Below are 13539 nucleotides of genomic sequence, written 5' to 3'. Positions count from 1 at the left end.
GAGGCGCAGCCCACGCGTCGCCGCCCTGCTCTCGCATGAGTGAACCCGATCTCTCGTTTCTCGACCCGCAGAGCCGCCAGCCGGCCCCGCAGGAGCCCCCCGCCGGGCCGTCGTTGCCGGCCCGCATGGGCGCGCCCGGTGCTGCAGAAGACCTGGTGGCGGAGCTGCGGGCCTACCAGGCGGAGCTGGAGAGCCAGAACAAGGTGCTGCGCTACAGCCAGACCGTGGCGGAGAGCGCCTACGAGCGGTTCGAGGCCCTGTTTGCCAGCGTGCCCCTGGCGCTGATGGTGGTGGACGAGCACGACATGGTGGTGCAGGCCAACTCCATGGCGCACCGCTCGTTCCAGCCCACGGAACGCGACCGCCCGCTCACGGCGCTGATGCCCTTCGTCCATCCGCAGGACGCTGCCCGCGTGCAGGAGGCGTTCTCGCAGGCGCGGGACCTGGGCCGCAGCGAGGCCAAGGAGGTGGTGTTCTCGATCAGCGACACCACCCGCATCACGGGCGACCTGCACATCGCCCATATCGAGGCCCCCCAGAGCAGCGGCCCGCCGCTGCCGCAGTTTCTGTGCGCCGTGATCGACCAGGGCCCGCTGCTGGCCGAACGGCAGGCGCTTCAGCACAGCGCCGTCACCCTGCAGTTGCGCAACGAGCAGATCCGCGCCAGCGAGAAACGGCTGGAGGCTGTCATCAACTCCGCGCTCGACGCCATCATCTGCGTGGACCAGCACCGGCGCATCACCGTCTTCAACCCCACCGCGGCCGCGCTGTTCCAGTGCAGCGCGGCCGATGCGCTGGGCAGCGCGCTGGACCGCTTTCTGCCCGACGCAGCGCAAGCCCTGGCCTTTGCCCAGCTCACCACGCAAGCCATGCTGGGCGAGATGACCGCCCTCACGGCCAGCGGCAAGGAGCTGGCGGTGGAGGTCAGCGTGTCGTTCGAGCGCCATGCCGAGGGCGAAACCACCACGGTGTTCGCCCGCGACCTCACCGGCCGCAAGAAGGCCGAGGCCCACCGCAGCGAACTGGAGGCGCAGCTGCGCGAGTCGCACAAGATGCAGGCCGTGGGCACCATGGCCGGCGGCATCGCGCACGACTTCAACAACATCCTGGGCGCCATCCTGGGCAACGTGGAACTGGCCAAGGCCGACTGCCCGCCGGGCTCGCCGGTGCTCGAAAGCCTGCAGGAAATCGACAAGGCGGGCCGCCGCGCCCGCGACCTGGTCCGCCAGATCCTCACTTTCAGCCGCAACGAGCCCCCGCAACGCACCGCCGTTGCGCTGGCCGAGGTGGTGCACGACACGGAGCGCCTGCTGCGCGTGACGCTGCCGCCCGCCATCGAGCTGCACATGCAGCTGCAGGCCGGCCTGCCGCCCGTGCTGGCCGACGCCACGCAGGTCGAGCAGGCGCTGCTGAACCTGTGCACGAACGCCGTGCATGCCATCGGCGCGGAGCGGGGCAGCATCCATGTGGAGGCCGCCACGGTGCAGCCGGACCAGCGGCTCTCCGAACGCCTGGGGCTGGCCCCTGTGGACTATGTGGCGCTGTCCGTGCGCGACACCGGCCCCGGCATGGACGCCGCCACGCAGGAGCGCATCTTCGAACCCTTCTTCACCACCAAGCCCGTGGGCCAGGGCACGGGCCTGGGCCTGGCCGTGGTGCACGGCGTGATGCGCACGCACGATGGCGGCGTGGACGTGCAAAGCGCCCCCGGCCAGGGCAGCCGCTTCACGCTGTACTTTCCTGTGGCTCCCAGCGCCGCCCCCGTCCCCACCCACGCCCCCAGCGCCGCCCCCGCCGTGGCCGCTGCCCTGCCAGACACACCGCCCGCCGCCGCGGCACCGCCGAGTGCGTCGGGCACAAAGCGCCATGTGATGTATGTGGACGACGACCAGGCCCTGGTCTTCCTGGTGCAGCGCCTGCTGCGGCGCCGGGGGTACGAGGTCAGCGGGTTCACCGACCCGCACGAGGCCACCGCCGCACTGCGCGCCGCGCCGCAGGCCTACGACCTGCTCGTCACGGACTACAACATGCCCGGCTTTTGCGGCGTGGACCTGGTGCGCGAGGCGCGCCTGATCCGCCCCGACCTGCCCGTGGCGCTGGCCTCGGGCTACGTCACCGCCGAGATCGAGCAGGCCGCCCTGGCCGAAGGCGCCCGCGCACTGATCCACAAGCCCAACGATGTGGAAGAGCTGTGTGCCACGGTGCAGCGGCTGATTGCCGACCACGACGCTTCATGACCGCACACCCGCCGCAGGCCGCTGGCGTGGATGCCCTGTACGAAGACGCCGACCTGCTGGTGCTGTGCAAGCCTGCAGGCCTGCTGTGCGTGCCGGGCCGCGGCCCCGACAAGCAGGACTGCCTGAGCGCCCGGGCGCAGCAGCGCTGGCCCAGGGCGCTGATCGTGCACCGGCTGGACCAGGCCACGTCCGGCCTGGTGCTGATGGCGCGCCACATCGAAGCGCAACGCCGCCTGAGCCACGCCTTTGCCGAGCGCCAGGTGCACAAGCGGTACCACGCCGTGGTCCGCGGGCTCCTGAGCGCAGACGGCGCCTGGCACGAGATCGACCTGCCCATCGCTGCCGACTGGGAACGCCGGCCGCTGCGCGTCATCGACCCCGTGCAGGGCAAGCCCAGCCGGACCCGCTGGCGCGCACTGGCACACGACACTGCGGCCCAGACCACGCGCGTGGAGCTGGAACCCATCACGGGCCGCACCCACCAGCTGCGCGTGCACCTGGCGGCCATCGGGCACCCCATCCTGGGCGACAGGCTCTACGCCGACGCCAGCACGCAGGCGCTGGCCCCCCGGCTGCTGCTGCACGCGGCCGAGCTGCGGTTCATGCACCCTGCGCACGGCGGGCCATGCGCCTTCGCGGCCCCCGCAGATTTTTAGGCAGCTGTCGGGCATTCCTGCGAAATCGCTCGCCGCCTCTCAGCCCACGGGCGGAGGGTGCCCGCCCGCCGTGCGCAGGCCCTCATGGTGGAAAAGACACTGCGTGCCAGATAATCGCGGTTCACAATTTTTTGCCATTGACATTTTTCACCCCACGCCACGCCATGCTGAAACGCCGCCTTCCCGCCTTGCTGATCGGCCCGCTCCTTGCGTCGGGCGCCTGGGCATCGCCGCCCACCTTGCTGTACGACGGCAACACCGAACCTGTGGCGCAAGGCTGGCAGCAGACGCAGCAATCGCCGCACACCGAAACCGTGGGGGACGGAATCAATGGCGTGGATGCCGGCACCACGCGTTTCACCACGGCCAACGCGGGCTCGACCAGCGGGCAGAACCTGTACAGGTACGGCGTGAGCACCGCGAACTTCATCACGTCGGTCCGCCTGAAGGCCCTGTCCATCGCGCCTCACAATACCCTCGACGCCGGTCTGATGTTCAGTGTGACGGACGCCTTTTCCCCGCCCATGGGAAGCACGGTCAATCGCAGCACCATGCTGTATCTGGACCCAGCCGCTGTCGGGTGGGGCGATGACACCGGCGGCACGGTGCCCTTCAACAACCTGGATGGCGCTTTCCACGAATACGCCCTGCGCTACCTCAACGGCCAGCTCAGCCTGTACATCGACGCGGACTACGCCGACATCGCATCGGGGGCGGCCACGCCCTTGCTCAGCCGGTCCTTTGTGCCCAGCACCACGGCCAGCGCCATGGTTCTCTTCGGCGATCAGTCCAACGATCCCAACGTGAATTCCGACTACGTGGTCGACTACGTCAAGTTCCAAAACCTTGATCTTCCCGACCCGCCGGCCAGCATCACCGCGACTCCTGGCGACGGCTCCGTGAGCGTGGGCTTCACCCCGCCCGCCGACACCGGGAGCAGCGCCATCAGCAGCTACAGCGTGACGGCCGCCGGCCCGGGCAACGTCCCCGCCGGCAGTTGCACACCCACGCCCGCGCTGCCCACCGCCGGCCAGACGGCCACCTGCGTCATCACAGGCCTGACCAACGGCGTGACCTACACCCTCAGCGTCAGCGCGATCAATGACTCGGGCGCGGGCCCTGCCGCCACCGCCACCGCGCAGCCCCGGCTCGTCCCGGCTGCAGGCCCCGCGGCGGTGCCATCCCTGAGCCCTGCGGGGCTGGCCTCGCTGGCCGCAATGCTCGCGGCCGCGGCCGCTGGGCACAATCTGCGGCGGCGCCGCCGGGAAACCCGTTCCGCAGAACGGACGCAGGAGTTTTAACGAAATCGGCCGCTAGCGCTTATCCACAAAGCGTCAGCAGCTATCAAATTCATAGCTTTCCTGCCGACAGCGCAGGCCGCGACATGGCCCACTGCACCGCCAGGATGCTGGCAAGCACCACCACCATGCCCACCAGCGACAGCCCCCGCAGGGCCTGGCCCAGCAGCGCCCAGCCCAGAACCACTGCCGTGACGGGGCTGAGCAGCAGCAGCGACGACACCGCCACCGAAGGCAGGCGGGCCACACCGCGGAACCACAGGCCATAGGACAGCAGCGCGCCCACCAGGCTCAGGTACAGGTAGCCCGCCACGTTGTGGGCCGTGAGCGCGGGCAGCGGCGGGTCCATGCCCCACGCCAGGGGCGCCAGCATGGCGCCGCCCGCCAGCAGTTGCCAGCCCGTGAAGGCCAGCACCGGCAGGTCGGACTGCCAGCGGCGCGACCAGAACGTGCCGGCCGCCATGCACAGCGTGCCCGCCAGCGCGGCGGCCACGCCCACCATGTCCCACCGCGCACCCGGCGACAACAGCAGCGCCGCCATGCCCAGCACGCCCATCGCGCCCGCCCCCAGCGCCACGGCAGGCGGGCGGCGGTGGTCCAGCGCCCAGGCCAGGCCCATCACCACCAGCGGCCCGACGGCCCCCACCACGGCAGCCACGCCGCCGGGCAGCCGGTAGGCCGCCACGAACAGCAGTGCCTGGAACACGCCGATATTGAGCGCGGCCAGCACCAGCAGGCGCCGCCACGCCACCCCGTCGCCCCACGCGGGCCAGCGGCGGCACCACAGCACCAGCAGCAGGCCCGCCGGCAGCGTGCGCAGCAGCGCGGCGGTGAAAGGCCGGTCCGGCGGCAGCAGCTCGGTGGTGACGATGTAGGTGGAGCCCCAGATCATCGGCCCCAGGGCCGTGGTCAGCACGTCGATCCAAGGCAGGGATGCACGGGAATGCGCCATGGTATTTATCTTGAATTCAAGACAAACACCTTACCATACAATCTTGAAATCAAGACAAATCCACCCCGCTTTCATGGCCACCCAACGCCCGCCTGACGCCGTGGACGCCATCCTGGCGCAATGGCACCGCGAACGCCCCGACCTGGACGTGAGCCCCATGGGCCCCATCGGCCGCATCAAGCGCTGCGCGGCCCTGCTGCAGCGCCAGCTGGACGCGACCTTTGCCGAGTTCGGACTGAGCTTCTGGGAGTTCGACGTGCTCGCCACGCTGCGCCGTGCGGGCGCGCCGTACTGCCTGGCGCCGACCGCCCTGTTCTCCACCCTCATGGTCACCTCGGGCACCATGACCCACCGCATGGGCAAGCTGGAGGCCCAGGGCTGGATCACCCGCGTGCCGAACCCGGCCGATGCGCGCAGCTCGCTGGTGCAGCTCACCGGCGACGGGCTGGCGCTGATCGACCGCGCGGTCGAGGCCCATGTGGCCAACGAGCACCGCATCCTGGCGCCGCTGAAGGCGGCCGAACTCGCCGCCCTGGACGCGCAGCTGGCGCGGCTGCTGGCGGCGCTGGAGTCGCCCCCGCAACCCTGACCACCCCGCGGGCGCAGTACCATGGGAGGATGCCCCAAAACCACCTGTACCTCCTGACCGGCGCTTCCCGCGGCATGGGCCTGGCCATGGCCCAGCAATTGCTCAAGAGCGGCAACACGCTGGTCTGCATTGCGCGCAGCGCCAACCCCGACCTGGCCATGGAAGCCAAGGCTGCCGGCGTCACGCTGGAGCAGTGGCAGCACGACCTGTCGCAAGGCGAGCCGGTTGCGCACAAGCTGCAGGCCTGGCTCACGGCCCAGGGCCCGCAGGCCTTTGCCAGCGCCACGCTCATCAACAACGCCGGCGTGATTCCGCGCATCGCCCCGCTGTCGCACAGCGATGCGGACGATCTGGCCAACGCCCTGCGCGTGGGCCTGGAGGCCCCGATGCAGCTCACGGCCGCCTTCCTGGGCGCGACCGACGGCTGGACGGTGCCACGCAAGGTGCTCAACATTTCGTCCGGCCTGGGCCGCCGCGCCATGGCCTCGCAGGCCGCGTACTGCGCGGCCAAGGCAGGCATGGACCATTTCACGCGCTGCGTGGCGCTGGACGAGGCGCTCAAGCCCCACGGCGCCAAGGTCTGCTCGCTGGCCCCGGGCGTCATCGACACCGACATGCAGGTGCAGCTGCGCGGCGCCGACCCCGCGGCCTTCCCGGACCGCCAGAACTTTGCCAACCTCAAAACGGGCGGCCAGCTCACCTCGCCCCAGGACGCCGCCACCCGCGTGCTGGCCTGGCTGGAGCGCGCGGACTTCGGCACCAACCCCGTCGCCGATGTCCGGGAGGCATGAAGCCCCCCTGAGCCGCTGCGCGTCTTCCCCCGGAGGGGGACGCCACCGGTGGCCCGGCAGAGCCGGTTCCACGGTGGCGCTGGCGTTGGCAGCGCCCCAGCCACAGGCTGGCGGCACAACACAAAGCAAGCCAACAGCCCGAGGCCAATTGCTCACATATTCATAGCTGCCAGCGCTTGATGGACAAGCGCCAGAGCCATTTTTCATTAAATTTTCATCCAGCAAGGAGTTTCCCCATGACCCGTGAAGTCGTCGTTGTCAGCGCCGTGCGCACCGCCATTGGCACCTTTGGCGGCAGCCTGAAGGACGTGCCCCCCACCGAACTGGGCGCGCTGGTCGTCAAGGAATCGCTGGCCCGCGCCAGCGTGGAGGGCAAGGATGTGGGCCATGTGGTGTTCGGCCACGTGGTGAACACCGAGCCCAAGGACATGTACCTCTCGCGGGTGGCAGCGATCAACGGCGGCTGCGCCGAGGGCACGCCCGCCTTCAACGTGAACCGCCTGTGCGGCTCGGGCCTGCAGGCCATCGTGAGCGCCAGCCAGTCGATCCTGCTGGGCGACACCGACATTGCCATCGGCGGCGGCGCCGAGGTGATGAGCCGCGCACCGTTCGCCAGCCTGAACATGCGCTGGGGCGCCCGCATGGGCGACACCAAGATGGTGGACATGATGATCGGCGCGCTGCACGACCCCTTCCACACCATCCACATGGGCGTGACGGCCGAAAACATCGCCGCCAAGTGGGGCATCACGCGCGAGGACCAGGACAAGCTGGCCGTGGAAAGCCACAACCGCGCCGAGCGCGCCACGCAGGCGGGCCTGTTCAAGGACCAGATCGTGCCCGTCACCTTGAAGAGCAAGAAGGGTGACGTGCAGTACGCCACGGACGAGCACTTCCGCCCCGGCGCCACGCTGGAGGACCTGGCCAAGCTCAAGCCCGTGTTCGTGAAGGAAAACGGCACCGTGACGGCGGGCAATGCCTCGGGCATCAACGACGCTGCCGCCGCCGTGGTGCTGATGGAAGCCGGTGCCGCCAAGGCGCGCGGCGCCAAGCCGCTGGCGCGCCTGGTGGCCTACGCCCACGCCGGCGTGGACCCCAAGTACATGGGCATCGGCCCCGTGCCCGCCACGCAGCTGGCGCTGAAGAAAGCCGGCCTCACCATCAACGACCTCGACGTGATCGAGGCCAACGAGGCCTTTGCCGCCCAAGCCTGCGCCGTGACGAAGGACCTGGGCCTGGACCCGGCCAAGGTCAACCCCAACGGCTCGGGCATTTCGCTCGGCCACCCGATCGGCGCCACGGGCGCGCTCATCACCGTGAAGGCGCTGTACGAGCTGCAGCGCGTGCAGGGCCGCTACGCGCTGGTGACCATGTGCATCGGCGGCGGCCAGGGCATTGCCGCCATCTTTGAACGCCTGTGAAGTAAGTCGGCGCGGCATGCCATCGCCAGCCGCGATGCTGCCGCCCGCTTTTGGCACGGCATGCGCTGCGCCGCATCAGCGATCATCCCCACCGGCTGGCAAAGACCAGCCGGCGCCGCAGGCGCTGCGAGAATCCGCCGACCCCACCGGCAACCGGCCCGCAGCCTGCGCAGGGAACCCCACCGGATTCCCGCGCGCGCCCTGCCCCGCACCCATTGAACCCACGGAGACCTCTTTCACCATGATTCGCACGCTGTTTTCCTTCACCGCGCTGGCCTTCGCCCTGGGCAGCGCCGCCCAGGCCCAGACGCCCGCACCGGCCGCCGCAGGCGCCTATCCCAGCAAACCCATCCGCCTGATCGTGCCGTTTCCGCCCGGCGGCGGCACCGACATCCTCTCGCGTCTGGTGGCCACCAAGCTGACCGAAAGCGCCAAGTGGACCGTGGTGGCCGACAACCGCGCCGGCGCGGGCGGCACCATCGGCATCGGCGAAGCCGTGAAGGCCGCCCCCACCGGCTACGACCTGGTCATGGGCCAGAAGGACAACCTGGTCATCGGCCCCTGGCTGTACAAGAACCTGACCTGGGACCCGACCAAGGACCTGACGGCCGTCGCCCATGTGGCCTACACGCCCGTGGTGATCGCCACCAGCGCCAGCAACACCAAGTACAAGACACTGGCCGACGTGGTCACCGCCGCCAAGGCATCGCCGGGCACCATCACCTACGGCTCGCCCGGCAACGGCACTTCCATCCACCTGGCCGGCCACTTGTTCGAGCAGGCCGCCGGCATCAAGCTCAGCCACATCCCGTACAAGGGCTCCAACCCCGCGCTGATGGACGCCCTGGCGGGCAACGTGGACCTGCTGGTGTCCTCCCTGCCCTCAGCCATGGGCCAGATCAAGTCGGGCAAGCTGCGCCCGCTGGCCGTCACGTCCGCCAAGCGCAGTTCCTCGCTGCCCGAGGTGCCCACGGTGGCCGAAGCCGGCTTCAAGGGTTTCGACGTGAGCACCTGGTACGGCGTGTTCGCGCCCGCAGGCACCCCGGCTGCCGTGGTGAACACGGTCAACGCCGAAATCAACAAGCTGCTGGCCACGGCCGACATGAAAGCAGCCATCCACGCCCAGGGCGCGGAGCCCGAGGCCATGTCCGCCGCACAGTTTGGCGCCCTGCTCAAGACCGACTACGCCAAGTGGAAGGGCATTGTGGAATCGTCGGGCGCAAAAATTGAGTGACCCCCTGTGGCGCTTCGCGCCTTCCCCCTGAAGGGGGACGCACCCGGTGGCCTGGCGGAGCCAGTTCCACGGGTGCCCTGGCCTTGGGGCGTGCCTGATCCGGAGGCAGTGGGTTGATGTTGCTGCGCAACCGGATCCACGGGTCTGCCCCCTGTGGCGCTTTGCGCCTTCCCCCTGAAGGGGGACGCACCCGGTGGCCTGGCGGAGCCAGTTCCACGGGTGGATTGAGCAACCCCCTGTGGCGCTTCGCGCCTTCCCCCTACAGGGGGACGCACCCGGTGGTCTGGCGGAGCCAGTTCCACGGGTGCCCTGGCCTTGGGGCGTGCCTGTTTAACGGCCAGGGGTTCCCAAAGGTGCGCAGTCCGCATCCACCGCAATTAAAAACGGCTCCCTCGGGAGCCGTTTGCTTTATCTCTTCCAACCCCGCACAGGCTAGCTTCCCATGGCCTTGGAACCTGGCGCTGCGCCAAGGCCAGAGCCCCCGCGCAAGGGCCGCCCCGCCGCGCTGGGGGCGTCCCCCTCCCGCATTGCGCAGCAATGCGAGAGAGGGGGAAGGCGCCGAAGGCGACTCAGGGGGAGACCTCTCCCTCAATCGCGCACGACCAGCACCGGGACATGCACCACGCCCAGGACGCGCTGCGTGACGCTGCCCAGCACCAGCTTTTCCAGCCCGCGGCGACCGTGCGAGCCCATGACGATCAGGTCGGCGCCCGTGCTCTCCAGTGCGCGCAAGATGCCGTCGTGCACTGCGTGGCCTTCGCCCATCACGGTGGTGACTTCCACGCCCGCCTCGGCCATGGCCTTGCGCGTGGCGTCCAGGGCGGTATTGGCTTCGGCCGTGGCGGCGTTGATGTACTGCGCCTGCCCGTAGGCGAAATCAGCGCCCACGCCGGTGAAGGGGTAGGGATCCACCACGTAGACAGCCGTCACGGCGCTGCCGAAGGCCTTGGCCAGGCCGGCTGCCTTGGACACGGCCAGCATGGAGGTCTTGGACCCGTCGACTGGAACCAGAATGTGCTTGAACATGGAGCTTCTCCTTGCGTTGAGTGTTGAAAAGGCTTGTGGCCCTGGACTCCAGTGTGGCCCTCTGCCCTGCCCGGCATCTTGATTCGCATCAATGTCCCGGTCAAGTTTGCGAAAGAGTCAGTTGACGATCTCCTGGAGGTCGCCACAACGCAAGGCGCCGCTACCCGCAGGCGCCCGCGCGGGCACATGTTCGCAGCGTCCATGCTCCGCTAGCGCTGCCCCCCTTCGCGGCGCACCAGCCTGCGCGCACCCAGCAGCGCTGCCAGCCATGCCAGCACCGCCAGAGCGGCCCCGGACGTAGCGGGCACCGGGTGCCCAGCCGGCGGCACCACTGTATCGTCATCCACGATGGTTCCCGTGGCCTCGGCCCCATCGGCCGCCAGGGTGGCACCCGTGGGGTTGCTCAGCAGCACGCGGAAGGTCTTGTCGGGCTCGGGCGTGGTGTTGCCGATCAGCGGGATGGTGATGTTCTTGGGCGTGCCATCGCCTGCCGCCCAATTCAAGGTGCCGGTCCCGCCCACGTAGTCCCGGGGTGCCATGGCGCTGCCGTTTTGCGTGCCCCAGGTCACGCTGACGGGCGCCGTGGGCACGGCCGACAGGTGGACGGTGAACACCATGGTCCGCGCGCCCTGTGCCTTGGAGACCAGCTCGGCCCCCGCACTGCCGCCATCGCCCTCGGGGCTGCTGGCGCTGGAGATGGAAATGGTGGGAGCCGCCGGCGGCGGCGCGCCGTCGTCATTCTGGATCGTGATCTGGCCCACCGTGCGATCACCGCCGCTCATGCCGACCAGGTTCAGCAGGCGCACCACAAAGGTTTCATCGGGCTCCGCAAGGGTGTCTCCCCGTACCTGGACGGTGATGGTCTGGGTCAACGGGCTCACTCGCTCCCACGTGAGGGTGCCGCTGGCGGGTACGTAGTCGCCGCCGGCGGCGGTGGCGGTGCCGTCATCGGTCTGCCAGCGCAGCGACACGGTGGTGGCAGGCGAATGGGACAAGGTGACCGCCAGGTCCACGTTGCGCACGCCGGCGTTCCCTTCGGCCACCGTGGCGCTGCCGATGCTGACGCTGGGCGGGGGCACCGGCCCGTCATCATTGGTGATGGTGCCCGTGCCTGTGGTGACGGCGCCGCCCAGTCCGACCAGGTTGTGCAGCAGCACTTGCAGGGTTTCGTCGGGCTCGGGCGTGGTGTCACCGTTGACCAGCACGGTGATGGTGCGCGGCGAACCGTCGCCCGCGGCCCAGGTGAGCGTGCCGCCGGTGGCCGTGTAGTCCAGCGGCGGCTCCGCGCGGTAGTTCTGCGTGCCGGGCTGGGTGTACCAGCTCAGGCTGGCTGCGGTGTCGGGCGCGCGGGACAGCGTGACGTTAAACACCATGGCGGTAGTGCCCGCGTCACCCTCGGCCACGGTGGGGCTGCTGACGGATACCAACGGTACGCCGTCCATCAGCAGCGTGCCCGTGCGGTAGGCTGCCTCGGACACGGAATCGGCCAGGTACTGGTAGGTCAGGCAGACATCGCCCGCACCCACGCTGGTGCAGCGCGCATTGAGCACGGTGTTGTTGATGGCATCGCCGTGGTACACGACGTTGGCGCGGATGACGTTCAGCCAGTCGCCCACGGCGTGGCCTGCGGGCTGGTCGTCAATCCAGCGGCCCACGGTGATTTGCGCGTCGACCGGCGTGCCGGCCTGGTCGGTCTGCAGCCTGAACTCCATCACCCGCGCGCCGCTGTCGGTGCTGCTGATGGTGGTGGTGCCGTTGACAAAGGTCCAGCTCTTCGCCAGCGACTGGGCTGGGAAGGTGACCGGCAGGTTGGCGGGCAGCGGGTCGGCCGTGGTGATGAGGCCCTGCACGCGCGCACCCGGCACCAGATTGAGGCAGGTGCCGCCGCCGCACGGCGGGGTGTAGTTGGTGACGCGGTTGAAGACTTCGGAGCCGTATTTGTAGACGACGTCGGCCCGGGCGGGCAGCACGGCCGCCAGGGCCAGCACGGCAGCCGCAACGGCGGGATTCCAGGGTTTCATGCGGGGTGTTCCAGTGGGTGAGTTCCTCGGGATGAGGGGCTGCGCCCATTCTGAAAAGCACCGGCGCGAGGCGCCATCCACCAGGGGGAAGGTGCGCGGCCTCCGGCCTGCCTTCTCTGCCGGAGTGCTGCCGCCGCGGGCTCAGAATGTGTTTACGTTCTCAGAGCCTGGGCCAGGCTGTCCCAGTCGCTGGCCCCCACCACGTCCAGGATGGCGTTCAAGTGCTTCTTCAGCGCGGCAGCGCCCACGCCGGTGTGGCGGGCGCAATCGGAACGGGGATGGCCCAGGCCCGCCAGGGCGGCGATTTCGCGCTGCATGGGGGTCAAGGGGAGCGCCAGCACACGTCGCATCATGTCGATCTGGCACGGATGGCGCAGCTGCAACGTGAGCAGCCAGTGGCCCGCGTCGCGGGCATTGCAGTGGCGCAGGGGGTGCGTATGCACATGCAACACGCCCTTGGGTACCGGCAAGTGCTTGCTCTGCCCTGGCTGCATGCCCAGGTGGCGGAACAGGTCCGGCGGCAGCGCCGTGGCGTTGGCACCGTACAGGCCCAGACCGGGGATGTGCGCCTCCTGCAGCAATTGCACAGCGGCGGCATCGGCAGACAAGGGCTTGAGGTTGGCCGCGTCCACCAGCACATGGCCTGAAGTCCCGCTGCTGCGCATGCCGCCCGCAGCGCCCTGCCCAGCCGGCACAAACGCCAGGGCCAGCACCCGCCCTGCGCGCTCCAGCAGCTCGGCCTCGGCGGCGCCAAAACCTGTGCCGGGTGCGCGGAACAGTGCCACCACGGCACGCGTGACGGGGCCGCCGGGCCCGGGCACCTCCACCCGCATGTCCAGCGTGTGGTGGTGCCCGTTGGGACGGATCAGCAGGTTGTAGGTGTTGGAGCGGAAGTGGTCGGCACCGGGGGCCATCATCCGGCCGACGCGCGGCCCCTGGCGCTGCGCGAGCGCGACGATGTTCAGTTCCCGCTCGCCCACGAACAGGCGCTCGAATTCGTTGAGGAACAGGTTCTTGACCGCCGGCGGCGAGTCGTCATGGTGGAAGCCGGCCGGACGCCCCTGCTCATCGAGCCAGAACAGCGCCGTGGCGTCGGCCCCGACCAGACCGCGCAGCAGGGCCGATACGTCCGCCGCAATGGGCGCAATCCCCAGGCCCAGGCGGCACAGCAGGGCCAGCGACTGCCATTGCCGCTGGCGTGCGTGGGCGGTGGCGGGAATTCTCATAGACGGCAGTGGCTCCGTGAGTGGCTCGACGGGGGCGGATTCTAGGCACCGCTCCCCGCCCCCGCAACGCGCCCGCTGCCGCCGCGTG

Annotated in this window: 11 protein-coding genes; 7 read left to right on the top strand and 4 right to left on the bottom strand. The window is 69.6% G+C overall.

Going from position 1 to position 13539, the window contains the following annotated elements; genetic code table 11:
- Nucleotides 1–35: 35 nt before the first annotated feature.
- The 3 genes from LWW96_RS11405 to LWW96_RS11395 all read left to right on the top strand — a co-directional run bounded on the left by LWW96_RS11405 (nucleotide 36) and on the right by LWW96_RS11395 (nucleotide 4194).
- On the top strand, nucleotides 36–2237 hold the full coding sequence (locus tag LWW96_RS11405; RefSeq protein ID WP_291487045.1) for a PAS domain-containing sensor histidine kinase: 2202 nt from the start codon (nucleotides 36–38) through the stop codon (nucleotides 2235–2237).
- Nucleotides 2234–2893 (top strand): RluA family pseudouridine synthase, encoded by a 660-nt coding sequence (locus LWW96_RS11400; protein ID WP_291487043.1) that lies wholly within the window; start codon nucleotides 2234–2236, stop codon nucleotides 2891–2893. Before LWW96_RS11405 ends, LWW96_RS11400 begins: the two co-directional genes overlap by 4 nt.
- A 164-nt stretch (nucleotides 2894–3057) precedes the next feature.
- On the top strand, nucleotides 3058–4194 hold the full coding sequence (locus LWW96_RS11395) for a fibronectin type III domain-containing protein (RefSeq protein WP_291487041.1): 1137 nt from the start codon (nucleotides 3058–3060) through the stop codon (nucleotides 4192–4194).
- 49 nt (nucleotides 4195–4243) lie between these two features.
- Here the strand turns inward: LWW96_RS11395 and LWW96_RS11390 are convergent, their stop codons facing one another.
- Nucleotides 4244–5143, bottom strand: a complete 900-nt coding sequence (locus LWW96_RS11390) for an EamA family transporter (RefSeq protein WP_291487039.1) — start codon at nucleotides 5141–5143, stop codon at nucleotides 4244–4246.
- 73 nt (nucleotides 5144–5216) lie between these two features.
- On the opposite strand from LWW96_RS11390, the gene LWW96_RS11385 reads away from it, so the two are divergent.
- From LWW96_RS11385 to LWW96_RS11370, 4 genes are all read left to right on the top strand, one after another.
- Nucleotides 5217–5732, top strand: a complete 516-nt coding sequence (locus LWW96_RS11385) for a MarR family transcriptional regulator (RefSeq protein WP_291487037.1) — start codon at nucleotides 5217–5219, stop codon at nucleotides 5730–5732.
- A gap of 29 nt (nucleotides 5733–5761) precedes the next feature.
- A complete protein-coding gene (locus tag LWW96_RS11380) occupies nucleotides 5762–6523 on the top strand; it encodes an SDR family NAD(P)-dependent oxidoreductase (RefSeq protein ID WP_291487035.1) in 762 nt (253 codons plus the stop codon).
- Between the two features lie 236 nt (nucleotides 6524–6759).
- Entirely contained in the window at nucleotides 6760–7944 is a 1185-nt protein-coding gene (gene bktB, locus LWW96_RS11375; RefSeq protein WP_291487033.1) for a beta-ketothiolase BktB, read from the top strand.
- A gap of 241 nt (nucleotides 7945–8185) precedes the next feature.
- Nucleotides 8186–9178 (top strand): tripartite tricarboxylate transporter substrate binding protein, encoded by a 993-nt coding sequence (locus tag LWW96_RS11370; RefSeq protein WP_291487031.1) that lies wholly within the window; start codon nucleotides 8186–8188, stop codon nucleotides 9176–9178.
- A 588-nt stretch (nucleotides 9179–9766) separates the two neighbouring features.
- Here LWW96_RS11370 and LWW96_RS11365 read toward each other — a convergent pair.
- The 3 genes from LWW96_RS11365 to LWW96_RS11355 form a co-directional block, all read right to left on the bottom strand.
- Complete coding sequence (locus LWW96_RS11365) at nucleotides 9767–10204, bottom strand: universal stress protein (protein ID WP_291487029.1); 438 nt, start codon at nucleotides 10202–10204, stop codon at nucleotides 9767–9769.
- A gap of 209 nt (nucleotides 10205–10413) precedes the next feature.
- Nucleotides 10414–12225, bottom strand: coding sequence for a Calx-beta domain-containing protein (locus tag LWW96_RS11360; protein ID WP_291487027.1), 1812 nt, complete (start codon nucleotides 12223–12225; stop codon nucleotides 10414–10416).
- Between the two features lie 152 nt (nucleotides 12226–12377).
- Nucleotides 12378–13451 carry a hypothetical protein gene (locus LWW96_RS11355; RefSeq protein ID WP_291487024.1) on the bottom strand — a complete coding sequence of 358 codons (1074 nt, stop codon included), beginning with the start codon at nucleotides 13449–13451 and terminating at the stop codon, nucleotides 12378–12380.
- Nucleotides 13452–13539 lie beyond the last annotated feature (88 nt).

It is taken from the genome of Acidovorax sp. (assembly GCF_021287135.1).
Classification (GTDB): domain Bacteria; phylum Pseudomonadota; class Gammaproteobacteria; order Burkholderiales; family Burkholderiaceae_C; genus Acidovorax.
The sequence above is the reverse complement of the archived record's forward strand: the minus strand, read 5'-3'. Positions and strand labels throughout refer to the sequence as shown.

What these genes read in the sequence shown, in the direction of transcription:
- LWW96_RS11390 (WP_291487039.1), bottom strand. Translation starts at nt 5,143, where the DNA reads ATGGCGCATTCCCGTGCATCCCTGCCTTGGATCGACGTGCTGACCACG.
- LWW96_RS11395 (WP_291487041.1), top strand. Translation starts at nt 3,058, where the DNA reads ATGCTGAAACGCCGCCTTCCCGCCTTGCTGATCGGCCCGCTCCTTGCG.
- LWW96_RS11385 (WP_291487037.1), top strand. Translation starts at nt 5,217, where the DNA reads ATGGCCACCCAACGCCCGCCTGACGCCGTGGACGCCATCCTGGCGCAA.
- bktB (WP_291487033.1), top strand. Translation starts at nt 6,760, where the DNA reads ATGACCCGTGAAGTCGTCGTTGTCAGCGCCGTGCGCACCGCCATTGGC.
- LWW96_RS11400 (WP_291487043.1), top strand. Translation starts at nt 2,234, where the DNA reads ATGACCGCACACCCGCCGCAGGCCGCTGGCGTGGATGCCCTGTACGAA.
- LWW96_RS11380 (WP_291487035.1), top strand. Translation starts at nt 5,762, where the DNA reads ATGCCCCAAAACCACCTGTACCTCCTGACCGGCGCTTCCCGCGGCATG.
- LWW96_RS11360 (WP_291487027.1), bottom strand. Translation starts at nt 12,225, where the DNA reads ATGAAACCCTGGAATCCCGCCGTTGCGGCTGCCGTGCTGGCCCTGGCG.
- LWW96_RS11370 (WP_291487031.1), top strand. Translation starts at nt 8,186, where the DNA reads ATGATTCGCACGCTGTTTTCCTTCACCGCGCTGGCCTTCGCCCTGGGC.
- LWW96_RS11355 (WP_291487024.1), bottom strand. Translation starts at nt 13,451, where the DNA reads ATGAGAATTCCCGCCACCGCCCACGCACGCCAGCGGCAATGGCAGTCG.
- LWW96_RS11365 (WP_291487029.1), bottom strand. Translation starts at nt 10,204, where the DNA reads ATGTTCAAGCACATTCTGGTTCCAGTCGACGGGTCCAAGACCTCCATG.
- LWW96_RS11405 (WP_291487045.1), top strand. Translation starts at nt 36, where the DNA reads ATGAGTGAACCCGATCTCTCGTTTCTCGACCCGCAGAGCCGCCAGCCG.